The 25,859-nt window shown below is 55.5% G+C and carries 19 protein-coding genes; 7 read left to right on the top strand and 12 right to left on the bottom strand.

Going from position 1 to position 25,859, the window contains the following annotated elements; all coding sequences use genetic code 11:
• Positions 1-121 precede the first annotated feature (121 nt).
• On the top strand, positions 122-868 hold the full coding sequence (locus tag RBH33_RS02950) for a dienelactone hydrolase family protein (protein WP_306730628.1): 747 nt from the start codon (positions 122-124) through the stop codon (positions 866-868).
• 116 nt (positions 869-984) lie between these two features.
• On the opposite strand, the gene RBH33_RS02945 is transcribed toward RBH33_RS02950, so the two are convergent.
• Positions 985-1,527, bottom strand: coding sequence for an Lcl C-terminal domain-containing protein (locus tag RBH33_RS02945; protein ID WP_306730627.1), 543 nt, complete (start codon positions 1,525-1,527; stop codon positions 985-987).
• A gap of 30 nt (positions 1,528-1,557) precedes the next feature.
• Positions 1,558-3,744 carry an Lcl C-terminal domain-containing protein gene (locus tag RBH33_RS02940; protein ID WP_306730626.1) on the bottom strand — a complete coding sequence of 729 codons (2,187 nt, stop codon included), beginning with the start codon at positions 3,742-3,744 and terminating at the stop codon, positions 1,558-1,560.
• A 325-nt stretch (positions 3,745-4,069) separates the two neighbouring features.
• Here RBH33_RS02940 and RBH33_RS02935 point away from each other — a divergent pair, with 325 nt between their 5' ends.
• A complete protein-coding gene (locus tag RBH33_RS02935; protein WP_306730625.1) occupies positions 4,070-4,906 on the top strand; it encodes an SDR family NAD(P)-dependent oxidoreductase in 837 nt (278 codons plus the stop codon).
• 13 nt (positions 4,907-4,919) lie between these two features.
• Here RBH33_RS02935 and RBH33_RS02930 read toward each other — a convergent pair whose 3' ends face one another.
• From RBH33_RS02930 to RBH33_RS02885, 10 genes are all read right to left on the bottom strand, one after another.
• Positions 4,920-5,381: a methylglyoxal synthase gene (locus RBH33_RS02930; RefSeq protein WP_306730624.1), complete on the bottom strand. Its 462-nt coding sequence runs from the start codon at positions 5,379-5,381 to the stop codon at positions 4,920-4,922.
• A gap of 103 nt (positions 5,382-5,484) precedes the next feature.
• Complete coding sequence (locus RBH33_RS02925; protein ID WP_306730623.1) at positions 5,485-6,531, bottom strand: quinone-dependent dihydroorotate dehydrogenase; 1,047 nt, start codon at positions 6,529-6,531, stop codon at positions 5,485-5,487.
• Between the two features lie 48 nt (positions 6,532-6,579).
• The gene (locus tag RBH33_RS02920; RefSeq protein WP_306730622.1) at positions 6,580-6,801 is read right to left on the bottom strand and encodes a DUF2835 domain-containing protein; all 222 of its coding nucleotides are present in this window, start codon (positions 6,799-6,801) and stop codon (positions 6,580-6,582) included.
• 730 nt (positions 6,802-7,531) lie between these two features.
• Positions 7,532-8,737 (bottom strand): pyridoxal phosphate-dependent aminotransferase, encoded by a 1,206-nt coding sequence (locus RBH33_RS02915; protein WP_306730621.1) that lies wholly within the window; start codon positions 8,735-8,737, stop codon positions 7,532-7,534.
• A gap of 38 nt (positions 8,738-8,775) precedes the next feature.
• Complete coding sequence (locus tag RBH33_RS02910; RefSeq protein ID WP_306730620.1) at positions 8,776-10,188, bottom strand: amidase; 1,413 nt, start codon at positions 10,186-10,188, stop codon at positions 8,776-8,778.
• 50 nt (positions 10,189-10,238) lie between these two features.
• Complete coding sequence (locus RBH33_RS02905; RefSeq protein WP_306730619.1) at positions 10,239-11,183, bottom strand: D-2-hydroxyacid dehydrogenase; 945 nt, start codon at positions 11,181-11,183, stop codon at positions 10,239-10,241.
• Positions 11,180-12,439 carry an aspartate aminotransferase family protein gene (locus RBH33_RS02900; protein WP_306730618.1) on the bottom strand — a complete coding sequence of 420 codons (1,260 nt, stop codon included), beginning with the start codon at positions 12,437-12,439 and terminating at the stop codon, positions 11,180-11,182. The genes RBH33_RS02905 and RBH33_RS02900 overlap by 4 nt, the downstream gene beginning before the upstream one ends.
• Positions 12,440-12,522: 83 nt before the next feature.
• Positions 12,523-13,656 (bottom strand): isocitrate/isopropylmalate dehydrogenase family protein, encoded by a 1,134-nt coding sequence (locus tag RBH33_RS02895; protein WP_306730617.1) that lies wholly within the window; start codon positions 13,654-13,656, stop codon positions 12,523-12,525.
• An 8-nt stretch (positions 13,657-13,664) separates the two neighbouring features.
• Positions 13,665-15,125, bottom strand: a complete 1,461-nt coding sequence (locus RBH33_RS02890; RefSeq protein ID WP_306730616.1) for an NAD-dependent succinate-semialdehyde dehydrogenase — start codon at positions 15,123-15,125, stop codon at positions 13,665-13,667.
• A 63-nt stretch (positions 15,126-15,188) separates the two neighbouring features.
• Positions 15,189-20,126, bottom strand: coding sequence for an NAD-glutamate dehydrogenase (locus RBH33_RS02885; protein ID WP_306730615.1), 4,938 nt, complete (start codon positions 20,124-20,126; stop codon positions 15,189-15,191).
• A 346-nt stretch (positions 20,127-20,472) separates the two neighbouring features.
• On the opposite strand from RBH33_RS02885, the gene RBH33_RS02880 reads away from it, so the two are divergent.
• The 5 genes from RBH33_RS02880 to RBH33_RS02860 are packed head-to-tail and all read left to right on the top strand — an operon-like array spanning position 20,473 to position 25,837.
• Positions 20,473-21,432, top strand: a complete 960-nt coding sequence (locus RBH33_RS02880; protein ID WP_306730614.1) for an AAA family ATPase — start codon at positions 20,473-20,475, stop codon at positions 21,430-21,432.
• Between the two features lies 1 nt (position 21,433).
• On the top strand, positions 21,434-22,405 hold the full coding sequence (locus RBH33_RS02875; protein ID WP_306730613.1) for a DUF58 domain-containing protein: 972 nt from the start codon (positions 21,434-21,436) through the stop codon (positions 22,403-22,405).
• A 39-nt stretch (positions 22,406-22,444) separates the two neighbouring features.
• On the top strand, positions 22,445-22,969 hold the full coding sequence (locus tag RBH33_RS02870) for a DUF4381 domain-containing protein (protein WP_306730612.1): 525 nt from the start codon (positions 22,445-22,447) through the stop codon (positions 22,967-22,969).
• Positions 22,962-23,978, top strand: a complete 1,017-nt coding sequence (locus RBH33_RS02865; protein ID WP_306730611.1) for a VWA domain-containing protein — start codon at positions 22,962-22,964, stop codon at positions 23,976-23,978. The genes RBH33_RS02870 and RBH33_RS02865 overlap by 8 nt, the downstream gene beginning before the upstream one ends.
• Entirely contained in the window at positions 23,975-25,837 is a 1,863-nt protein-coding gene (locus RBH33_RS02860) for a VWA domain-containing protein (protein WP_306730610.1), read from the top strand. The genes RBH33_RS02865 and RBH33_RS02860 overlap by 4 nt, the downstream gene beginning before the upstream one ends.
• Positions 25,838-25,859 lie beyond the last annotated feature (22 nt).

Here is a 25,859-nt window from a genome sequence, read left to right as displayed (position 1 = left end):
ACCCGCGGCCCTTGGCGTTTGTCAGACCGGTCTGGCTGGGTTAATCTGCGAGCCGATATATGCCCCGCTGAATGAACGTTTTTAACAGCATCCGATTATTGTTACTTGAGTCCGCCAAAGCATGATTATCCAAAACGACTACGTTGACTTGTCCACACCTACCGGCACAATGCGCACCTATATCTACCGTCCGGTGGACGAAGGCCGTTACCCCGCCATTATCTTTTACTCGGAAATTTTTCAGCAGACCGCACCCATCGCGCGCTCCGCTGCCATTATGGCTGGCCACGGTTTTGTGGTGCTAGTCCCGGAAGTGGCGCACGAACTCAACCCTATTGGTACCGTCCTGGGTTATGACGATGCGGGCAAAGAAAAAGGCAACAATGACAAGTTCGCCAAACCGCTGAAAGATCACGATACCGATACGCAAGCGATGATTGATTTTCTGGGCCAGCAGTCTTATTACTCCGGCCGCGTTGGCAGCATGGGGGTGTGCCTCGGTGGTCACTTGGCCTTCCGTGCCGCCTTGAATCCACACATTTCAGCCGCGTGCTGTCTCTACGCAACGGATTTGCACTCGAACACCCTGCCCGCCGAACCCGCCGATCAAACTCTGACACGCGCGGGAGAAATCCAAGGGGAATTGCTGTTGATCTGGGGGCGCCAAGACCCGCATGTACCGGACGAACCACGGGCGCAGATCAACCAAGCCTTACGAGACGCCGGCTGCACGTTTAGCTGGATGGAAGTTAACGGGCAGCACGCGTTTATGCGTGATGAGGGAGATCGATACGACCCTGAGCTCGCCTTGCAGTGTTATCGGATGGCGGTGGATCTTTTTCGCAGAAAACTAAGCCAGGGCGTTTAGTCCTGACTTGGTAAAATGCAAGTGGCAGCGCATGAGTACCCTATCAAAGCAGCATCCATTAAAGACAAGTGAAGGGAGCGAGAGCGGCAACGTTGGTCGCTCTCGCTTCTGTGCGCTTAGTTGAGATCCCGAACCAAACGCACGGGATAAGCGATGCTTTTGTTGTCGTCACTGACGATGCCATTGATAAAGTTAACCCGCCACGCCCGGGCACCGTCGGATTGCAGTGGTGATGAGGACCAGAAAGCGGCGTCCGGTGTCCCTGGAAATACTTCAGTATTAATACTGGGTTCCCAGCAGGAGAGCTCAACAATGGATTCAAGCTCATTCCGATTCGGAAGGCGCCAGTCGCCGTAATGTCCATATTCCGTTGTCTCAGCTATTTGCAGGGCTTGCTGCCAGGTGAACTCATCGTCGTCGACTAAACTGCACACATCGCCTTCGCTACTTAGTTCGTACCCAAGTGGACAGCGCATCCACATTAGTCCGGTTTTTCTGTGAATCGCTGTACCATTATCGTTAATGGCAAAATCTTCTGTGGGTGTACTCACATCGATGCTGGTGTTGCTGTTTTCGCAGCTATCCGCATAGGCGCTGTGAAGCCCCATGCCCAGTAAAAGCACACCCAGTCGAACCCATTGCGTGTTAATAGTTTTCATCGCTCAATCTCCGTTTCGATGGCTGCTTAATTACTGGCCAGTGCCACGCACAAGGCGAACATGGTCGGCATAGTTTTTCGTAGAGCTTTCCATGTAGCCTAAGTCAAAGTGGATTTGGTAGGCACGTTCTCCATCGGCCGCTACGCTGGTTGCCGTCCAGTAGTAAACATGAGTACCGCTGTACTGTACGCGAGGGAAATACGTGGAATCGGTGGCCGGACTGGTCGTACCGCTGTCCACCAATGTCAGCAGCTCCTGCCGAGTTGGCAAACGCCAATCCGCAGCTCCGCACAGAGTGGCTTCATTGACCGCGGCTACAAAAGCGTGGGTATCGCAGTCTGTGCCTGCTTTGCAATTCCCGGCATCCTGGGTGCCGGAGTGCCCACCATTTTGACCGTCCGGCTGATACCAACTATACCGATGTGAATAGTGATGTAAGCTGCTGCTGTCATCCAGCTTAACTTCCCACACCAGTCCGGTGTTGTTGTCCTCGACACAACGCCATTCGGTGGCGGAATCATCCAGCGGATTGCCGTTGGCATCCAGTTTGGTGAAGCTGAAGCCCGAACCCGGGTAGTCGCCATCCTGGCCTGGGAAGTCTTCGACCGGGCAAAGCAGGTCACTCTCATCATTGTCGGCGCACCACCAGATTCCTGTATCGGTGGGCCAATAGGAATAGCCTTGAATGTCTTCATGGACCAGCGCAACGGCTTCGTTACTGGGATCGCTTTCCACCTGATCGTCAATGATGGCCGTTACCACGACATAGTAGCTGGTGCCATTAGTTAAGCCTGTGAGGGTAGCCCCAGGTTCAGCGGTTTCGACCACGTCCCCACCGGTACCGCCGGGCACAACACCCGGCTCGGTAGCGTAATACACCATGTAGCCGTTGGCATTCTCAACCCCGTCCCACATCAAACTTAGCTGACTATCTCCAGACGTAGCCATTAGGTTCAGCGGCGCCGCAACGGTCAGGGTAGAGAAACTGGCGGTGATCTCACAGGCTTCGTCCACAGGTCCCGTCGTAACGGTATCTCCGTCAATAACAGCACCACATCCGTGGACCCCCTCAAACGTATAGCCTGTGCGCACCTCAAGAGTGAAGGTCGTGGTTTCACCTGGGGGCACCCGCTTACTGGTGGGGTGGAAGGTCCCGCCCTGTTCGGCGGTTGCCGTAACCGTGTGGCGTAAATCTTTGATGCTGGCTTGCACCTCGCAATCTCCGGTAACCTCACCTGTGATGTAGTTAGGAGTCTCGTTCCAGGTACCGCCACAACCTTCCACGTCAAGTAGCAGGAAACCAGCATCCACTTCCACAGTAAAGTCTGCGGTAGCACCGTAGTTGACTTGAACACTGCCGGGACTGATGCTGCCACCCTCTTCCGCGCTGGCGGTTACGGTAAAACTTAAGGGCGTGAAGGTGACATCGATCTGACAGGCTTCAGTGACTTCACTAATAAGATAAACGCTTCCGTCCAGCGAACCTCCACAGCCAGTCACTGGACCGATTTCGAAGCCGGGATCGGGCGCAATGGTAAAGCTGGCACTTTCGCCTTCGGCCACGTCCAGTGAGCCTGGATCTACGCTACCGCCTTCGTCGGTATTTACGGTTACCGAGTAACTGACCGGGGCCGGGTCATCATCATTGCTCTCGTCGTCACTGTTTTCGTCATCGCTGCCCGCGTCGTCGCTATCGTTGCCTGAATTGTCGTCGTTGTCTTGGTCATCGCCGGTGCCAGAATCATCACCATTCTGGTCATCATCCCCAGTGCCAGAATCATCGTCACCGCCTTGGTCATCGCCGCCGGTGCCAGAGTCATCGTCACCGCCCTGGTCTTCACTGCCAGTACCAGAATCATCGTCGCCGCTTTGGTCATCATCGCCAGTGCCGGAGTCGCCGCCCTGATCGCCGGACCCGTCGTCACTGTCTTGATCGCCGCCACTGCTGGGATCGCCGTCGTTACCGTTCTGATCCTCATCGCCACCCGAGCCCTCGCCGCCGGTGTCTCCGCCATCGCTGGAGTCATCACCGTTGTTCTGGTCGTCGTCCTGCTGACTGCCACCGTCATTGACTGGAGGCTGATGTGTGGGCGTACCTGGTTCGAAAGGTGTACCGCCGCGGCTGCCGCCACAGCCAGTGAGCAGCATCGCGGCCAACAAAATCGAAAGCACCACAAGTGCGCGAGAAAAATGGAGTTCTGACTGAAACAGACGCATAGCATATTTCCTTTATCTATCGACTTTTACGGTTCCCGGCTACGAAAGCACGACTATGGGACGAGCACTACTCTGGAAAGCAATGGAAGAGAAGGGCTAAATACCTTAACCTTATTAAGAATCTGTTTTTTTATTCGGATTTGGATATATCACTGATCACTGGGCAACAGAACGTCGAAAGAAACAACATAGACAAGCCCATTCGCAAGCCAAAGTAGCAGACAACGAATTATCCGTCAATAACGCTCGGCAGGGTTCCGTGGTGCCCTCCACCCTGGCTGTGTTAGCATCGGCGCCCACGCAGAGTCAGCAGCAGAGGCCGTTTATGGAACACTCAAAAACCGTACTAGTAACCGGGGCGTCTACAGGCATTGGCTACTACTGCGCGAAGGCTTTGTTGAGTGACGGTTACCGGGTCATTGCCGCCTGCCGAAAGATTGCCGATGTCTCGCGGTTGCAGGCGGAAGGACTGAGCTGCATCCAGTTGGATTTGGCCAAATCAGAAAGTGTACAGGAGGCCGCTCGGGAAGTTCTGCAGCTGTGCCAGGGGCAACTGTACGGATTATTTAACAACGCCGGATATGGGCAACCCGGCGCCGTGGAGGATTTAAGCCGTGAGGCATTGCGTCAGCAGTTTGAGACCAATCTCTTTGGCTTGTGCGAACTCACCAACGCCCTACTCCCCGCCATGTTTGAGCAAGGCCAGGGCAGGATCATTCAAAACAGTTCCGTACTGGGTTTTGCTGCCATGCCGTTTCGCGGCGCCTACAACGCCAGCAAGTTCGCTCTGGAAGGCCTTACCGATACGTTGCGCCTGGAGTTGGAGGGCTCAGGAGTTTATGTGTCCCTAATAGAGCCGGGCCCCATTACCAGCGCGTTCCGCAAAAACGCTTTAGCGGCATTGAAAGCCAACGTCGATCCCAGTAAAAGCCGCTTGAAAGAGACTTACGAGCTTGCGTTTGAAAGGTTGGCCAGAACCGGCCCCAACTCTCGTTTTACCCTCGGCCCGGAAGCCGTTTACAAACCCTTGCGGCACGCGCTGGAAAGCCGTCGCCCCAAAGCGCGCTACTACGTGACCACGCCCACGTATCTTATGGGCTATGCGAAACGACTACTGAGTAGTCGCGCCATGGATTGGCTCCTTCGGCGCGCGGGTGGTTAGTGGCGGGGGCCATTCAAGATTTGGCACGCGAGCGCATATAGCTCTCATAGTCCGGGATCGAACGGCTCACTGTGCCGTTAAACAGCGGCGATGCCACCATAAAATCCGCGGACACCTGATTGCACGCAACAGGAATATTCCACACGGCGGCGATACGCAGTAATGCCTTCACATCCGGATCATGAGGCAGTGGCTCAAACGGGTCCCAAAAGAAGATCAGGAAATCCACCTTACCTTCGGTGATGAGTGAACCCACTTGCTGATCGCCGCCCAAGGGGCCACTAATCAGCTTCGTGATGGGCAAGGCGGTGTTTTTTTCAATGATCGTGCCGGTGGTACCCGTCGCGTACAGTTTATGCGTAGCCAGGGTTTCCCGGTGCTTTTCGCACCAAGCCAGAAGGTCTTGCTTCTTGTTGTCGTGCGCGACCAAAGCGATGCTTTTGTCCGCAGGCAAGGTTACTTGTTTGTATTCCATAATGATTCCTTCTGTCACTCTGGCTATTGACTATCGAAGCGAAAGGATCGGATACCTGTGATTTGAGCCCCTAGGATTAAGGGAGTTAACGAGAAACGTACAATCAATTTGTACTATTAGCCCGTCTATCATTTAAGGCCAGCTCGGCCGCGCGCGCCGCGTCTCTGATCAGCGCTGGCCCCCGATAGACAAACCCGGTGTACAACTGCACCAGGCTAGCACCCGCATCGATTTTTTCTGCGGCGCTTTCGCCGTCCATAATTCCACCCACACCAATGATGGGCAGCCGGCCTCCCAGGTGGCCATGCAAAGTAGCGATTAGTCGGGTACTTTTTTCCTGCACAGGAGTACCACTCAGTCCGCCGGTTTCCTCCCCATGCTTCAGGCCTTCTACGCCTTCGCGGGATACGGTGGTATTGGTGGCGATAACCCCATCCATACCTTGCTCATACAAGACGGTGGCCACCTGCTCAATAGCCGCGTCATCCATGTCGGGGGCAATTTTAACGGCCAGTGGCACATAGCGCCCAAACTCATGGAAGCGCTTTTGCTGCTCGTTTTTCAGGGCTTCGAGCATTCGGCTCAGATTATCACCGAACTGTAAATCTCTGAGTCCGGGTGTATTGGGGGAGGAAATATTAAAGGTAATGTAATCGGCGTGATCATAGACTTTATCGAGACACAGAAGATAATCATCCACGGCGCGCTCCACAGGAGTGCTCGCATTTTTGCCAATATTGATTCCCAGTACACCCTGGTAACGACGTCGTTCGACCCGCCGCACCAAGTGGTCCACACCTTTGTTATTGAAGCCCATGCGATTAATAATCGCCTCGCGCTCGGGAAGTCGAAACATACGCGGCTTGGGGTTACCCGGTTGAGGTTTGGGGGTTACCGTGCCGATTTCCACAAAGCCAAAACCCAAACTCCCTAGGGCATTAAAATAATCACCGTTTTTGTCCAGGCCTGCTGCCAGCCCAACCGGATTCGGGAACTGCAACCCCATGACTTCAGCGGGCTGTGAATCGACGCGCGGCGCCAGAAGTTTCAACAGTTTAAGACGTTCAGCGGCGCCCAGCATATCCAGGGTCAGATCATGAGCGGTTTCAGGTTCGAGGCAAAACAGAAGCTTGCGGATCAGGGAGTACATGGAATGATTCCGACAATCAAAAGCGCTAGGATACTGGATTACCCTACCCTAGTCGATTTTTTCAATGTCCTGAAAGCGGTTTTGCGCATCAAAGGTGATTTTGAAGCGGCCGCGAATACCTTCACGAGTAACAAAGCGCCGGAGAATGGGCGCGGGAAAGCGCACGCTGCGTCCGTCCACGGTTTTGGCAAGTACGTCCCGGGCGGTGCCCTGGTACCAGCGCTGATACTCCTCAGGGGAGATGACTATATTGACAAAAACCGCATTCATGGCAGTTCACGGTTAAATTAACGGGAGAGGACCTTCTGCATTTAGAGACTCTCTTGTAGGCGCCTCGTCGGCTCACTATTTCCGGGAATCTCAAAACTCAGGGTAGCCTTTACTTTACCGAAAGTCATTAGTCATCGTCATTCCCGCTAAGGCGTACTACCGCTTCGTAAGCAAGCTCCCGGGCCGCGCAGGGTGAGTGTTCAGCAAACGTCGTGAACCCAGTCCCTCCGCGCTCCCGGCGCTTCGGGACACTCATCACTTCCCTGTGAGTCGTCCATAGGGACTGCCTCACCGGAGCGCCGGCCGAAAGGTCTCTCTTCTGACAGTTTCGAAAAGCCTTCTGCGAATCGCCTCCGTTGCTGCAACTAAGGCATCCTTGCCTTTGTTCTTTGAGAAAAGATTGCCATAGCCTCAGCTTACTGGGGGCGTGCAGGGTGAGTGTTCAGCAAGCCTCAAAAGAGGGACCTTTTGAGGCAGTCCCCAGGGAGGGGTTTACGACGTTTGCTGAACACTCACCCTGCGCGGCCAGGGCTCGCTTACGAAGTTGTGAATTCGATTATTTATACCGGACTGCATTACGCTCGCGGGTATCGCGAGCGGGATGACCCTCAGTTTACGCCACTACTGAACACCTCGATTACTTCTTGCACTCAGCGTCACTCTACGCTCTTGCCCACTTCCGTCGCTGACTACCCAGAGCCACTGGCTATACATTAGGACTAGCAAACCTTTAATCAAAGTCCTGCTTTTCCATCCACGGGATAATGCGTTCAAACGCCCGCTCAATGTTTTCCATGGAAGTGGAATAGCTAATCCGTAGCGAATTTGTGCTGCTCGCGCCGAAGGTTTCTCCCGGAATCGTACAGACGCCGGTTTCCTTAAGCAGCCGTAATGCCACGTTGGTGCCGTTTACACCTTCCGGTAGTGATGGGAAAAGGTAAAACGCACCCTCGGGTTTGTAGCCGGATAAATGTGGAGTTTGTGCCACCAACTCCACCAAACGGTCACGCCGACGCGTGTACTCGGCCACCATGCCATCCACAAAATCCTTGCCGCTGTGCAGTGCCGCCACGCCGGCCCATTGACATGGGGTGTTGGCCACGGTGGTGGTAAACATGTGGTAGCGACGCAGTTTTTTGATCGCCCCCTGGCTGGCAATTAACCAGCCCACACGCATTCCGGCCATGCTATAGGTTTTGGAAAAACTGCTGATGACCATGACGTGATCCAAGTCGCTACAGCACGACAGCACCGACGGGTATTCTTTGCCGTCGTAAATCAAATGGTCGTACACCTCGTCACTAATGACATAGATACCTCGGTAGGCGGCCTCCTCTACAATGGCCTCTACCGTCTCCTTGGGGTATACGGTACCCGTAGGATTGCTGGGAGAATTGAGCACTATGGCGTGAGTTTGAGGCTCAATAGCGTCAATCACTTCCTGCGGATCCAGTTGATGATTGTTCTCCGCGCGTGTTGCGACGGGAACCACCTCCCCGCCATTCATGCGAATCAGTGGCGCGTATAACATAAAGGTAGGATCAGGAATAATAAACTGTCGCCCCGGTGCCGACATGGCGGTCAAAGCCAAGTACACGGCTTCGGTTGCACCCGTGGTGACAATAATATTTTCCGCCGACAATTTTCGATGGCTGCGCGCGCCGTAATAGGCTGCCAGGGAATCCAAAAGCTCAGGTAACCCGGCATCCATGGTATAGCCAGTTTGTCCGGCTTCCAGTGCGTCTCGAGCTGCATCCACGACAATTTTCGGTGCCGGCAAATCCGGCTGGCCAATAGACAGATGAATCACATCATCCAGGTGTGCTGCCATGTTAACCATACGCCGAATACCGGGAATCGGAATGGTTAGCAGCGCCGGATTCCAGATCGGGTCTTCCGATTCGTACATGTCGATGTCAAGACTGCTAAGCGCCATGGCGTTCTCCTAAGCGTCGTACAAAAAAGCGTGAGTCACTAAACAGTATCAAACAGGGATGGCCGCTTGTCCGTCAGTGGTGCGGCTTGCTGGTATGCGTGACCGGCTTGCAAGACCAGAGCATCGTTGTAATTCCTCCCCACCAATTGCAGACCAATGGGCATGGCGCCGCTGTCAAACGCACAGGGCACCGACAGTGCGGGTTGGCCGGTCATATTGAACGGATAGGTAAACGGCGTCCAGGTGGGCCAGCGAGTACTAGGCCAATCCGGAGGAACCTCTCGACCGGTTTTAAACGCTGTCAGCGGCAATGTGGGAGTCAGTAATAGGTCGTATTTGTTAAAGAAGTTCGCCATGCGCTCGCGCAACATTCTGGCCTCATTAAGCGCTCCCAAATAATCCAACATACTCAAACGCCCGGCTTTCTCCGCAACTTTAACAAGCTCCGGATCCATCAACGAACGTTTTTTGGGGCCCAACTCGCGCAACGCGTTGGCCGCTCCACCATAAAACAAATGCCCGAAAGCTGGTAAAGGATCGCTGAAGCCTGGGTCTGCGCGCACTACGTGGGCACCTAATTCCGCGAACACGTCGGCCGCTTGTGCAACCGCCTTTTCCACGTCGGAGTCGACATCCACATAACCCAGGTTTGGACTATAAGCGATACGCAGACCTTTCACGCCGTCCTCGAGATTGGCCGTGTAGTCGATACCACGACGAGGAATGGCGTAGGTGTCCCGATGATCTGCCTCGGTTAAAACATTCATCATCAACGCGCAGTCCGCGACCGTCCAGCTCAGAGGCCCGGCGTGAGAGAGCGTACCAAACGGGCTCTGAGGCCAGTACGGCACTTCACCAAAAGAAGGTTTGAAACCGACCACGCCGCAAAAAGATGCGGGAATGCGAATGGAGCCGCCCGCGTCGGTTCCCAACGCCAAGGGCGCCATCCCCAGGGCGACGGCTACCGCACTGCCACCGCTGGAACCACCGCTGGTTTTGTCTGGATCCCAGGGATTGTTGGTGATGCCATCCACCGGGTTATCGGTAACCGCTTTCCAAGCCAACTCAGAGGTTGTGGTCTTGCCCATAGGTACATAACCGTGACGGGCCAAAGCGGCTGTGGCAGGTGACGACTTGTCCAATGTTGATGCTGGATCCACGGTTCTAGAGCCCCGGACGGTAGGCCACATAGGCGTGAGAAAAACATCCGTGAGGGCGACCGGCACACCATCCAACAGGCCCACTGGCCGGCCTTCCTGATAACGTTGTTCCGATTGACGTGCTAAGGCCAAGGTCGTTTCCTCATCGACAAGGCTAAACCCGTTTGTGACCTTATCCACTCGTGAGATTTGCGCCAGCATAGCCGTGGCCACTTCCACAGGAGATAGTCCCCTGCTGTTGTACTGCTCGCGCAGGTTTGTGGCGGTCATTCGCAGCACGTCTTGCTTCATCGGCAACTCCTTAGTAACTCGAACTGAATACGGACTCCAGCATTAAATGGCTATTTTTTTTCGACTTTGTTGAATAACGATTCTCCGGCCTGCCAGCGGCGGAAATTGTCCACAAACTGTTCACCCAGGGCGTGACGCCAACCAATAAAATCTCCCGCCATATGCGCAGACACCATCACATTGGGATGATCCCACAGGGGGTGATTCTCCGGCAGCGGCTCCTCTTCAAATACGTCCAGCGCTGCACCAGCCAGATGCCCACTTCTGAGAGCACTGAGCAAATCCTCCGTGTGCACAATGGGACCGCGACCGACGTTGATCAGGTAGGCGCTAGGCTTCATGGCCGCAAAAGAATCTGAATTAAACAAGCCCTTGGTCTCGGGAGTGAGTGGAGCGGTAATCACCACATAGTCCGCGTTCGGCAACAGTTCCGGCAGTTGATGCTGAGCATAGACGGCTTTAAAACCACTGATTTCTCGCGCACTACGCGCTGTGCCAACAACCTCCAGTCCAGTAGCGGATAACAGTTCGGCGACGGTCGAGCCGATGGAGCCCGCACCAACAATCAGTGCCTGCTTGCGATGAATCAAGTGGGTTTCCCGATGCTGCCAGCGGTGCAGGCGTTGATTGTGTAAATTCCCCAAGGTGTCTTTAGCGAACATAAGGATTGCGCCCAGCACGTATTCGGCAATGCCCCGATTAAAGACACCACGGGCGTTAGTCACCGGAATATCGCTATTCACCAAAGCGGGAAACATCAGCGCGTCTACGCCAGCACTGGTGGCATGCACCCATTGAACACTGGGCTGCTTGGGCCAACAGCGCTCAATCATGCCGGAGCGAAAGTCGGTCACCACCAACACATCGGCTTGCTGCAAACCTTCTCGCAAAGCCGATTCATCCCGAGCGTAGCTCACCTGCACAGATGTTGGAAGCTCTTCCAGTCCCGGCAATTCCGGCTCATCTTCGGCAGTCAGTATCAATACGTGTGTCATAGTGTTTCCGAAATTATTTCTAAGGCTTTGCCAAAACGTTTCACAGCGTCATCCACTTCGTCCTCCTTCACCACCAATGGAGGCAGCCAGCGAACAATTTGTCCTTGCGTACCGCAACGCAGCAAGAGCAAGCCCTGCTGCTCTGCCGCCGCGGCTAATTTTTCAGCGACATCGGGGCGAGGACGCTGAGGTCCATTGGCAATTTCCATTCCCAGCATCAGTCCCTTTCCGCGGATTTCGTCGATCCAGGCATACTCGTCGCGATAGGCTTCCAGGCGTTCAAGCAATTGTTCGCCACGCGCACGTGCATTTTCCACCAACGATTCTTCTTTAATCACCTCCAGCGTCGCCAGTGCCGCCGCGCAGGCTACCGCGTTAGCCCCATAGGTGCCCCCTTGAGAGCCTGGGAAGCCCTGTTTCATAAGCTTGCCTGAAGCGGCGACGGCAGAGAGCGGAAAGCCGCTCGCCAACCCTTTGGCGGTGATCACTACGTCTGGCTTCACTTCAAAGTGCTCCATGCTCCAAAACTTGCCGGTGCGCCCGTAGCCCGCTTGGATCTCGTCCGCAATGAGCAGTATGCCGTGTTTTTTACAACGCTCGGCCAGTCCCTGCATAAACGCCGGGTTGGCCGGGTAATACCCATACTCGCCCTGTACTGGTTCTATGATCATGGCGGCGGTGTCACTGGGCGCCGACTCAGTTCGGAAAATCTCGTCCAGTTCGCGCAAGCAAAATTCCGTGGCTTCCTCTTCGCTCCACCCGTATCGATAGCTGTGAGGAAACGGCGCGACGACTACGCCCGCCATCATGGGGTGGAAACCCGTGCGCACTTTTGTGCCCGACGTGGTCAGGGAGGCGGCCGCCATAGTGCGACCATGAAAACCGCCGTGAAAGGCAATGATGTTTGAGCGACCTGTGGCATGGCGAGCAAGACGAACCGCCGTCTCTACAGCTTCCGAACCGGAATTACTGAACGCAATGGAGTCCAGCCCACTGGGCATCACATTCGCCAATTCGTCACTGAGCTTGAGCAGAGGCTCGTGGGTGACGGTGGTGTACTGAGCATGAATCACTTTACCAATTTGCTCTCGCGCCGCTTCGACTACTTTGGGATGACAGTGACCAGTGCTGGTCACACCAATGCCGGAAGTAAAATCCAGGTACACGTTGTCTTTGGTATCGTACAGCCAGGCACCCTCGCCATGGTGCGCACATACGCCAGTGGCTTGTTGTATTAAGGGAGACAAATGACTCATAGCTGGAGCTCCTATTTTGCTTTGCGGGTGACCTTAGGGGCACCGTGCATGACGTTATATCATTGAAGTTTGCTCTGGCTTTGCTAGTCCGGAAGACAAGCCGTTATCGCCTCGGTAATTTGCGTGGTCGAACGGGATGGTTTGTCTTTACTGTTAACCAAGTCCTTGGCCACCGCTTGGCGCAAGGCTTCGCTGGCCGGCCGCTCACCCAGCCATTCAAGCATCATCGCGGTGGTGAGTAACATGGCCGAGGGATTGGCGATACCTTGCCCGGCTATGTCTGGGGCGCTGCCATGGGTGGGCTCAAACAGCGCCGGTAAACGCCGATCATCGGGATTGATATTGCACGAGGGCGCAACCCCCAAGCCGCCAGCCAAAACAGCGGCTAAGTCGGTCAGAATATCGCCGTGCAGGTTACTGGCCACCACCACATCGAATTGCCACGGGCTCTGCACAAACTTCATGCAGGCGGCGTCCACCAGTTCATGGTGCACACCAATATCGGGAAACTCTCTGGCTACCAGTTCGAATACTTCAGTGTACATTTCGCCCCAGGCTGGCAAGGCATTTCGCTTGGTGATCAGGCACACCTGTGCTTCCCGCGCGTCCGCCCAATCGCACAAATACTGGCGCTCCCGGCCCTGCTCGCGCCTTTGCTGTAAACGCTCCTGCGCGCGCCGAAAGCCATGCCGGATCAACCGTTCGGTGGCCGCTCGGGTGAACACTTCTAATTGCGTTGCAACTTCCATGGCAGTGCCCGGGTGCAGTCGGCCACCTTGGTTAACGTACTCACCCTCGCTGTTTTCGCGAATGACCAGCATGTCCACGTCTTTCGCCCGCGCATCAGCTAAATACTGAGGTGCACCGTCCAGCAAGCGAGCTGGCCGCTCGCAGGCCCACAGGTCCAGGCCTTTACGAAACTGCAGCAACGGGCTGAGGGATATGCCATCCGGCAAACGATAGCGTGACTTGTCGCTGCTGGGGCCCGGATCTCCCAATGCACCGAGCAGCAAAGCGTCGTAGTTGCGCAATTGATCCAGTGCGTCGGCTGGCATCATTTCGTTGTGTTCGTGATGCCAGCGGGTACTTGGCCAGGGCAAGCGTTCCCACTCCAGAGCCAAATCAAACTTATCTCGCAGGCAAGCTAGAACGGCTTGCGCCGAGTCCATGACCTCCTCGCCGATGCCGTCTCCCGGCATTAGGGCTAATCTCTTCATAGCGAAAGCTACTCCCCGCCCATGCACAGATATTTGATCTCTTGGTACTCCTCCATCCCGTGTCTTGAACCTTCCCGCCCTAGCCCGGAAGCTTTTACACCACCAAACGGCGCTGTGGGATTAGAGATTGCACCCTCGTTAATACCAACGATACCGCTTTCCAATGCATCTGCAACACGCCAGACTCGATGAACGTCCCGGCTATAAAAATAAGCAGCCAAACCATAAGGCGTATCGTTGGCAATACGAATGGCTTCCTCTTCCTTGTCGAAACGTATCACACCCACTAGAGGGCCAAAGGTTTCCTCGTGACAAAGCTGCATCTCCGGCGTGACTCCGGTGAGTAACACGGGTGCCACGAAATTACCGTTGCCGCCATCGGGAACGGAGCCAGCGACGCGTTGTGCACCTTTGCCCAAAGCATCTTCATAGTGGCGTTGGACCTTCTCCACCGCTGCGCGATTGATCAACGCCGACTGATTGACGCCCTCCTCAAAGCCGTCACCAAGCTTGAGTTTTTTCATGGCCTCTGAGAGCTTTTCTACAAAGCGGTCGTGCACGCCCGATTGCACCAAAAAGCGATTGGCGCAAACGCAGGTTTGACCGGTATTGCGAAACTTGGACGCCATGGCACCTTCGACGGCTTTGTCTAAATCAGCGTCATCAAAGACAATAAACGGGGCGTTGCCGCCAAGTTCTAGAGACACTTTTTGAACGTTCTGGGAGCACTGAGCCATAAGCTTGCGCCCGACCCCGGTGGAACCGGTAAAGCTCAACTTACGCACCACTGGACTGCTGGTGAGGGCTTCACCAATAGGCTGCGGCTGGCCGGTTATGACGTTAAAGACCCCGGCGGGTATCCCGACTTTCTGGGCAAGGTGCGCTAGCGCCAGTGCGGTAAAAGGCGTCGCTTCTGCAGGTTTGACTACCATAGAGCAGCCGGCGGCCAGGGCGGCGCCCGCTTTACGAGTGATCATGGCGGCGGGGAAATTCCAGGGCGTAATGGCTGCGGAAACGCCTACTGGCTGGCGTGTAACCACAATATGCTGGCCGGGCTTGGCACCGGGAATGGTTTCTCCGTAGGCTCGGCGTGCCTCCTCAGCAAACCACTTAAAAAAAGCGCCAGCGTAATGCACCTCGCCTTTTGCTTCGGCGAGCGGTTTGCCCTGTTCCAGGGTCATAATCGCGCCGAGATCATCGACATTCTCTTCCATGAGTTGGTACCAACGATACAACAGGTCACCGCGTTCGCTGGCGGTCATGTCCCGCCAAACGTGAAAGCCTTTGTCAGCTTCGGCAATGGCCATGGCCGTATCTTTAGCATTGAAATTCGGTACACGGCCGATGACCTCCCCAGTCGCCGGATTATCGACATCCAGGGTCGCTCCACTGTCAGCGTTTATCCATTCTCCCCCGACAAAACAGCTTTCCCGAAAAAGTTCAGCTGAGTTTAACTTTGGCCTGTTCATTTGCCACTCCTTCCTGTCGTGTTTGAATTGGGGCGCGCTGCCAATTGTCTGTGCTTTACCTCATCATGCAGAAGCTCGAGCCGAAAACTCAACCAGCTCGCCATCCAAAGTTTCCGTGTGTTGTGCAATTTGCACCAAATCCAAAAGCTCTCGCAACGCCACGGAAAAGATTGCGAAATCATTGCCCGCGCTGTTCTGAACTTCGTTGGCCATGTTCCTCCAGCGTTCCAGTTGCGAGGACTGCTGCCGGCTCCAGTGTTCAATCACCGCATCCACGTGAAACTCAGGAGTGACGAACCGACACAACGCTTTGGTCAAACTGCGCAATTGCGATTCCAGGTCATCCAGATAGGTCTCCCGCGCCATAGCATGCCAATAGCTTTCAACGTTGACATCGGAGATCTGCCCCGCTACGCCGTGTAACTGTAACAACTCGGCCAGGTCAAAATACATTTGGGCCGCCACCAACAGCTCTATATCCAGCTGTTGCGCCACCTCCACAACGCTCAAACCACCGTACAGATAGCCCGGTGAAGCGATCTCAGAAACCAGCGCCTCGGGCACACCCGCCTCGCTGAAACCCTGGCAGCTTGCCTGCCATTCTTGCAGGGCTTCCCCCCGCAACAAGTCGGGTAAATTGCGGATGAGTTCATGCACGGCCGGCGCGAACTTGGCAACTTCTTCGGCCGGATCAAGATGGCTGCGACGATTGCGCAGAAACCATCGGGAGGCGCGGCGCACACGGCGCATCATGGTTGTCATTAGGGCCATTTGAATATTGGCGTCCACCCGATAATCCAAATCCTCTAGTGACTTCCAACATTCACTTAAACGGTGGGTATCCCGCGCAATGATGTAGGCTTTTGCAACATCACCGGCACCAACACCGGTGGAGTCAATAAGGCGTTGAGCAAAGCTGATACCCATGTGGTTAACCAGATCATTAGCCACTTGCGTCGCCACTAACTCGCACCGCAAGTGATGGGTGTCAATTTGCTCGGGATACCGCTGGCGAAGTTTTTCCGGGAAGGCGTTGTAGGCAAAACGAGCCACGTAGTCGTCGCTGGCAATATCCGCCTCCGCCAGATCGTTTTTCAAAATGACTTTGGCGTAGGAAATCAGAATAGCCAATTCCGGCCGAGTTAGCCCCTGCCCTTGCGCGTAGCGTTCATCGAGCGTCTCATCGTCGGGCAAGAACTCCAGTTCTCGATCCAGCCGCCCCTGACTGTGCCACGTATTCATCACTCGGCGATACTCGGCGTTGCGCTTCAGCGCATCGGTTTGCGCCAAACTGATAGCTTGGGTTTGGTGGTAATTGTTACTTAATACCAGACGCGCAACATTGTCGGTCATGGATTCCAGCAGCCGGTTCCGCTGCTTTTCCGTCAAGTCGCCATCCGCCATAACCGTATTCAGTAAAATCTTGGCGTTGACTTCGTGGTCCGAACAATCCACGCCGCCCGCGTTATCGACAAAATCGGTATTGCAGGCACCGCCGTTCAAACTGTATTCCACTCGCCCTGCCTGCGTCATGCCTAAGTTGCCACCTTCGCCGACAACTTTGCAGCGCAGCTCCTCACCGTTAACCCGCAGACTGTCGTTGCTCTTGTCCCCAACATCCCCATGACTCTCAGAGCGCGACTTCACATAAGTGCCAATACCGCCATTCCACAGCAAATCCACTGGCGCTTTAAGGATAGCCCGGATCAAATCATTGGGTGCCAGCTCCTCAGCACTGATATCAAAACGCTCTTTCATCTCGGGCGTAATACGAATGGATTTAGCGTCGCGAGTGAATATGCCGCCACCGGAGCTGATTAAACGCGTCGAGTACTCAGACCAACCGCTGCGCTCGGCGGAAAACAAGCGTTTTCTTTCTTCAAAGCTGGAACTGGCATCAGGGTTGGGGTCCACAAAAATATGCAGATGATTAAAGGCGGCCACGAGCTGTATGTGTTTTGATTGCAGCATGCCGTTGCCAAATACATCGCCGCCCATATCCCCTACGCCGACCACGGTAAAGTCTTCTTTTTGAACATCCACACCCACTTCTCGAAAGTGACGCTGTACGGCGACCCAGGCGCCTCGGGCCGTAATGCCCATGGCTTTATGGTCATAGCCCTGACTGCCACCTGAGGCAAACGCGTCCCCTAGCCAGTGTTGATACTCCAGAGAAATTTCATTGGCGATATCCGAGAAGCTGGCGGTGCCTTTGTCCGCTGCCACTACCAGATAGGGATCGTCATCGTCTAACCGAATGACATCTTTGGGGGGCACTACAGCATCGCCCTTCAGGTTATCCGTGATGTCCAGAAGGCCTCGAATAAAAATCTGATAACACGCAATAGCCTCTTTCTGAAGCGCCGCACGGCTGCCCTCAGCGGGAGGTCTTTTGCAGACGAATCCACCTTTAGCACCATTGGGCACGATGACGGCATTTTTGACCTGCTGGGCTTTTACCAGTCCTAACACTTCTGTGCGGTAATCCTGCAGGCGATCCGACCACCGCAAACCGCCCCGCGCCACTTTACCGCCACGCAAGTGAACCCCTTCGATACGCGGGGAGTACACAAAAATTTCATACAGCGGCCTAGGCTCGGGAATGTCCGGAATGGATCTTGGGCTGAGTTTGATGGACAAATAGTCTTTGTGGCTACCCAGGCTGTTGGTTTGGAAATAGTTGGTGCGCAGCGTTCCCTCTAAGACAGCCAGGTAGCGGCGCAGTATTCTGTCCTCATTCAAGTTCGGGACCGCATCCAATCCGGCGATAATTTTTTCTTGTAAGCGGGCCACGCGCCCTTGGTTACGACTGCTGCGATTCAAACGCGGATCAAACTTAGCCTTAAACAAAGCCACCAAGTTGCGAGTAATGGCCATATGGTTGACCAATGCGCTGGCAATGTAGCTGTCGGTAAAGTTAAAGAGCGTCTGCCGCATGTAGCACGCCAGCGCGCGCAGCAGCATCACCTCACGCCAACTCAGGCGCGCACCCAACACCAGCCGATTGAAGGCATCGCTCTCCGCATGGCCGTGCCAGACAGCCTCGAAGGCATCTTGGAAGGAGTGTTTTACCGCCTGCACATCGACTCTAACCGGCAAGTCGTAAAACAGGTTAAATTTGTGCAGCCACACGGAGTTGTGATCCCGTGTGACGATATGGTACGGATGCTCGGAGACGACTCTCACCCCCAGGTTCTCCAGCACCGGAATCACATCGGAAAGCTCCATCGGCTCACCGCGACGGAAGACTTTGAAGCGTAGACTGCGGGCATCCACATCCACGGGTTGATAAAAGCTCATGCCCAGATCGTGGGTATCTCCAAGGGCGGTAATGAAGTCGATATCCTGCACCGCTGTCCGGGCATCGAAGTGTTCTCGATAAGCGGCGGGAAAGGCTTCACCGTACTGCTCCAATAGCTGGGTCGCTCGCTCCTCACCCTTTGCCTCGACCAGCGCTGTGAGCAGTCGATCTTCCCACGAGCGCGTAATCTCAACAATTTCCCGCTCCAGGCGTCGCACATCATAGTTAAGCTTCAGGTTGGGATCGATGCGAAACACCATGTGCACCCGAGCGAGAATGGACTCGGAAAAATGGGTTGTGAAGTCCAACTCTTCGGCCTGAATCGAGCGGCCAATAAGCTCCTGTATGCGAATTCTGACACGCGTGTTGAACAAATCCCGAGGAACATACACCAGACAATTGACGAATTTACCGAAGGTATCCGGCCGCATAAACAAGCGCACCATATAGCGTTCGTTGATGGACGCCACGCCGGTCACAATTTCATACAACTCGGAAGTCCGGCTCTGGAACAGTTCATCTCTGGGAAAGGTTTCCAGGATTTGCCGGAGCGCCTTGCCGTCATGGCTGGTCCGGTCCAGGCCAGTACGCAAAAAGACCTGCTCCACTTTTTCGCGTATCAGTGGGATCAACTGCGGACTGACGGTGTAGACGTTGGACGTATAGAGCCCTAAGATTCGGGCCTCACCACACACTTCTCCCTGCTCGTTAAACCGCTTTACGACCACGTAATCAGAATAGGCATGACGGTGCACGCGCGCGCGGGTAGCGGATTTGGAAAACGCGATCAGTTTGGGAGAAAGGTAAAATTGCGATATACCCGGTTTGTCGTCGTCCAATGTTTTGATGTCCGGCGGAGTATCCTCAAGCCGAAACAGGCCTAGACGCTTGCTCTTGTTCTCGTGCAGTTCCTGGATGCCTTTCTTGCTCACCAAATCGTATTCGGCGTACGCCAGAAACGTAAAGTGATCGTCCCGTAACCAGGTCAAAAAGGCGCGGCTCTCGTCGACTCTTTGATTCAAGGGAACTTGGGAAACACGCTGGAGGTTTTCCTCCGCTTCTTCTGTTACATCCAGCAGTGGCTGGTAGTCTGACACCACCGCCTCTACCTCTCTCAACACCTCGCGCAGCTCCCGTATCACCGAGCGTAAAAACTTTGGCTCGGTGTGCAGACTGATTTCCATATAAATCAGGGCTTCCCGGTTGGCTCCGGGAATCACGGGACGCTTTCCTTCATGCACCACATTCCCGTTCGCAACGGGCGGTGGGTACAATCGCTCCAGTTTCTGCTCGGAGTCACGACTCACTTGCAGCAACGTGCTCTTGATGCTGTGAATGGCGATATTGCGCCGATTCAACTCAACCCGAATGGAGTCCACCAAAAAGGGCATGTCTTTCTGCTGCACTTGCAGCACCGTATGGGGACAGAGCCATCCGTCTTCTTCTAACGTGGGATTGAATAAGCGAATATCGGGAGCCGAGGGGTTGTAGTGCTTAAGCATGCGCCAACAGCTGTGCACGGCACCGTAGATATCTTTGACTTCCCGCCCAGCCCATTCGCTGAGCAAAAAACGATCAAAGAACTGCCGAGCGAATTCTTCCCAGGACGCCAGCTCCTCGTCGCCAAGCGACTCACTGGCCAAGCTGTGTAACTTTTTCAGCAACGCCGGGGTGTCAACGTCCGCTATGAGTCTTTCCACAAATCCCTCCGGAGTAGAATTTAGGTTTCTCCTTGGGTGAAGCCCAGTTCATATCGTCCTCGACGGGCAAGCGCCTGTCTTTAGTGTGGCTCGCACAAAGCCACTTGTCGACCCCTTTCCGGTTTACGACTTACCTTGTCGTGCTGCTCTTTGAGCTGGCTCTCTCAGCTAAACCAACGGAAGAAGCCACGAATCCCACCATTAAAAACCTTTACGATGCGTGCCCCATTGAAAAATGACGGAACCGCCATCAACTTAACGAGTCTACCGACCCAGTCGCTTTTGGTGGTCTTTGCTGCCACTCGTGCTCACATTTTAACCAACAACACTAAGAAAGTAGGACCCCATGCCGGTATACGATGACATTCAAGCGCTGAACACTTGGCTCAATCAACAAATTGTGGGCCAAGAACATTTGGTTGAACGCATGCTTATATCCCTGCTCGCCGATGGACACTTGTTGGTGGAAGGGGCGCCAGGTCTCGCGAAGACCAAAGCCATCAAAACGCTGGCGCAAGCCATTGAAGGGGACTTTCACCGTATACAGTTCACCCCTGACCTACTCCCTTCAGATGTTACCGGCACAGATATTTACCGTCCTGAAGAAGGGCGCTTCGAGTTTCAGCCCGGTCCCATTTTTCACAATCTGGTACTCAGCGACGAGATTAACCGCGCGCCCGCTAAAGTGCAGTCGGCGCTGTTGGAAGCTATGGCCGAGAGGCAGGTGAGCGTCGGCAGCCGCACTTATCCGCTGCCACCTTTGTTTATGGTGATGGCCACTCAGAACCCTATAGAGCAAGAAGGCACTTACCCCTTACCCGAAGCACAACTGGACCGCTTTTTACTGCATGTTGCCGTTGACTATCCGGACGTAAAAGCGGAGCGGCGTATACTTCATTTGGCACGTGCGGAGGCCGCCGAGGAAGCACCGGCAACGCCCATCCATGTGACCCAGGAAACCGTCATGGCCGCACGCCGGGAAATTCTTTCCACGCACATGGCAGAATCCGTGGAAGAGTATGTTGTGCAATTGATCAATGCCACACGTCGGCCAAGTGACTACGACAGCGACTTGGCCCAATGGCTGGAGTACGGCGCCAGCCCTCGCGGCACCATTGCCCTGGACCGCACAGCGCGCGCCTACGCCTGGTTAAACGGCCGAGATTTCGTCAGCCCCGACGACGTTCAAGCGGTGGCTCACGATTGTCTGAGGCACCGGTTAATCCTCAGCTTTGAGGCCGAAGCCATGGGTGTAAGCGGGGACCAGGTCATTAACAAGCTTCTGAACACAGTGCCTGTCGCTTAATATGAAGCACGACGATCTGGATCCAAAAGGGGCCTACTGCGAGCTGAGCTCGCTGTGTCAGCTGCGCTTTGCCGCTCGCGATATGAACCTCTTTTCCCGCACGCCAGCGCGCAGTCAACTCAGTGGCGGCTTGCGCACGCGCATACGCGGCCGAGGTATGGATTTCGAAGAGGTGCGTCTCTATCAAGCCGGTGACGACGTGCGCACCATTGATTGGCGCGTTACAGCACGCACGCAAGTTACCCACACAAAAATATTCCGCGAGGAGCGCGAGCGGCCCATATTTATGATTTTGGACCAACGCTCCCCCATGTTCTTTGGTAGCCGCCAGTGTTTTAAATCGGTTCTAGGCGCCCACATCGGCAGCCTTCTGTCCTGGGCCGCGCTGGAACAGGGCGACCGAATCGGCGGACTGATATTTGGCGACCAGCAGCAACGGGACGTTCGCGCCCGACGCAGCAAGCACGCCGTACTAGAACTGCTGCACCGGATTCACGATTTCAATCACCAGCTTAACAATCCCGTGGCCGAAGAGCCCAGCCAGCCCTTGGCCGCCGTGCTCGCAGACACACGCCGACTGGCCAAGCCCGGCAGTGCACTGTTTATCATCAGCGACTTTCACGATTTCGATGCGCACTGCGAGCAGCAGTTGTTTGAGCTGTCCCGGCACAGCGATCTGACACTGATTCACGTTTACGATCCCATAGAAAAGCATCTGGCCAGCTCCGCCAGCCTAGCACTTAGTGACGGCCGGGAGCGCTGTCAGATACCGGCCCAGGACAAAGGCTTTCAGCAGGCATACCGCGCCAATTTCGAACACAATCTGGAGCAACTTGTACTCAGCTGTCAGCGATTAAAGTTGCCCCTGTTGACCTATTCCACCACCGACCCCATTCAGACGCTGATGCGGGAGCGGTTCGGCAAACGCCGAAAGAGCCGGCCCGGAAAACCGTCGACGAAACCATCGGCTTGAGCGAGCGTCCTATTTAGCAACGGATAGATAAGACTTTAAATGACTGATCCACTGGCACAATTGCGGGATATTCACCTGCCCGAATCCACAGGTTTCTGGCCCCTGGCCTGGGGCTGGTGGTTGCTGCTGGCCGTTATCCTGTGCGCCATACTGGCGGGTATTTATACCTTTGTTCAGCAGCGGCGGAAAAACCGCTACCGCCTACAAGCCGCAGAGGAGTTGGACCGGGCCCTGCAAGAGTACCGCCGACACGAAGATGCAGCTCGGTATTTGCAGGATGTCGCGATTATTCTGCGCCGAACCGCTCTGGCGGCCTTTCCCGAGCCGGGCGTCGCCGGTATGCGCGGCACTGACTGGTTGATGTTTCTCGACGCGACCCTGGTCAACAACACGCATGAATTTACTCAGGGTGTCGGCCGCGCACTGCTGCAGGGCCCCTACCAGCCTAAGCCGCAAGTCGATGTGGAAGCACTGCACCAACTAGCCCAACAGTGGGTTAAGGAGCACAAGCGCACATCGCCCGCTGGCAAGGCGCCAGGTTTGTTGGAGGGCGCCAATGCTTGAGTTTCAGTGGCCCTGGCTGCTGTTCCTGCTGCCGCTGCCTCTACTGGCTGCGTTCCTGCCCTCAGCGCAACGGCAGGACCCAGCGCTGCGAGTGCCGTTTTATCAGCGTGTCGCACACCTTAAAGAGACTAAGGCTGGCAAGGGCACACGCCGCTGGTTCAACTACAGCCTGCTCTGGCTTATCTGGGCCTTTGCCCTGCTCGCGGCTACCAACCCCCAGTGGTATGGCGACCCCATCACTCATAGCAGCTCCGGTCGTGACCTTTTGTTGGCCGTCGATTTATCCGGCAGCATGCAAATCCAGGACATGGAGTACCAGGGGCAACCTATTGATCGGTTGCAAGCCGTGAAGATTGTCGTGGAAGATTTCGTCCATTCCCGCCAGGGGGATCGGTTGGGCTTGGTGCTGTTCGGCACCGGCGCCTACCTGCATGCGCCCTTAACCTACGACGTGCAAACCGTAAACACCCTACTCCAAGAAACTCAGATTGGTTTTGCCGGCGAACGCACCGCTATTGGCGACGCCATTGGGCTATCCGTCAAGCGGTTACGCGAACGACCGGATAACAATCGGGTCCTGATTTTGCTTACAGATGGGGCCAACAATTCCGGTGTGCTGACACCGGAACGAGCCGCTTACCTGGCCGCGCAGCACAACGTAAAAATCCACACCATTGCCTTCGGCGCCGAAGAAATGATCACCCCAGGGATTTTCGGCCCCCGCCGCATCAACCCGTCCCACGACTTGGACGAAGAAGCGATGATCGCAGTGGCCGAGCAAACGGGCGGCCGATATTTCCGCGCCCGGAATCTCACCGAACTGAGCGAAGTCCACGCGGAGTTAGATCGAATCGAAGCCATTGAATTCGACACCCAGGTATTCAGGCCCACCCGCAGCCTCTTCCATTGGCCGCTGGCGTTTGCCTTCGGCTTGAGCGGATTCCTGGCTCTGGGCCACTGGTACCGGGGCCGAGCCGTGAACCTTACGCGGATGGAGGCGGCCTCGTGAGTGAGATATCGCTGTTTTTCGAGCAGTTCCATTGGCTGCGGCCACTGTGGTTACTGGCCCTGGTGCCTGCGGCTATACTGGCCTTGTTGATTTGGCGCCAAGCCCATAGCGCCGGAAACTGGCACGCCCTGATCGCCCCCGAATTATTGAATTACCTGGTTGACGGTGAGCATGCTCGCCGCCGCCGCTGGGGTGTCTGGGCCTTGTTATTTGCCTGGATGCTCGCCGCCGTGTCTCTGGCTGGTCCCACTTGGGAGCAGCGCCCGATGCCGGTACACGGGCAGCAAGACGCCATGGTTATCGTCCTGGATCTGTCCCCCTCCATGTTGGTGGAAGATGTTTCCCCCTCTCGGCTCGCCCGCGCTCGTCTCAAAATCGCCGACATGCTGCAACGCGCTGAAGGCCTTACCGGTTTAGTCGCCTACGCGGGCAGTGCCCACGTAGTGACGCCCCTGACCGACGACGTTAACACCATCCGCAATCTGGTTCCCGCCCTGCACCCGGACATGATGCCATTGCCCGGCAGTAACGCCGAAGAAGCTTTGGCCAAAGCGATTGAGTTACTGAACCGGGGCGCGGCCAACGGTGGGCGTGTCATCTTCGTAACGGACGGCATTGCCGAATCCGCACAGGCCGATTTGTTTCGGCAACTGGATGAAAGCAATGTGCAGCTGTCCATACTCGGCATAGGCACCCCTGAAGGGGCACCCATTCCGAATGAGCGAGGTGGTTTCACGCGCGACAGTCAGGGCAATATCGTGATCCCCCGCCTCGATGAGGATCAGCTGCGCCAAGTGGCCCGGCACGGTGGCGGCCGGTATCACACCATGACCCGTTCAGACGATGACGTGGAATGGTTGCTGAGCCAAGCCTCTCCCGCGCTGGCTGAATACCGGCAGCTGGAACGCGAATTTGATACTTGGTACGACCGAGGGCACTGGCTGGTGTTATTGATGCTGCCGGTCATATTGTACGCATTTCGGCCCGGCGTACTCTTAGCCTTAGTGTTCCTGCCTGTGCTCATTGCCGCACCGCAAACCAGCCAGGCGCAGGGACTCGAAGCACTGTGGTTTAATCCCGACCAGCGCGGCGAGCGTTTGCTGGAGCGAGGTGAACCGGACCAGGCCGCACGTGAATTCAAGAATCCCGAATGGCGCGGCACCGCTCACTACCGGGCGGGTGAGTATGAAGCGGCTGCCGAAGCCTTCGCTCAAAGCGACACCCCAAGGGCACATTACAATCGAGGCAATGCCCTGGCTCGCGCTGGCCAGCTGGAAGCCGCCCTCGATGCCTATGACCAAGCGTTGAGTCATGCACCCGATATGCAAGACGCCATCGCCAACCGAGAACTGGTAGAGCAACTGCTCCAGCAGCAGGAGCAACAGGACTCTGACGAGTCACAGAACGATGGCGATTCCCAAAATCAGGACCAACAGGATCAGGACCAACCACAAGACGGGGATCAACAAGACTCTCAGGAGCAGGAGGGACAACAAGGCTCGCAGGGAGACGATACCCAGCAGGACCAACAAGATGGTCCCGACCAGCAGCCGCCAGAACAGGACGAAGACGCCGAGGGCCAGGAGCAAGACGATACTGACCAGCCAGAAGCCGAAGCGGAGCAACAAGCGCCCGATACCCCAGAAGACGAACAAACCGAAGAAGAGCGCCAAGCCGATTTAGCCCAGGAAGACACCCTGAGCGACGAAGAAAAGCAAGCCTTGGAGCAATGGCTGCGCCGCGTACCCGACAACCCAAGCGGATTGTTACGGCGCAAGTTTCAGTATCAAGCCGAACAACAACAGCGCGAGCGCCTGCGCCGACAAGCTGACCCACAAAACCGGGAAGAGCGTTGGTAGCTTAGAACCACCAGGAAAACCT

The organism is Marinimicrobium hydrolyticum (genome assembly GCF_030848505.1).
Lineage (GTDB): Bacteria > Pseudomonadota > Gammaproteobacteria > Pseudomonadales > Cellvibrionaceae > JAVDDU01.
This window is presented reverse-complemented; position numbering and strand designations above follow the sequence as displayed.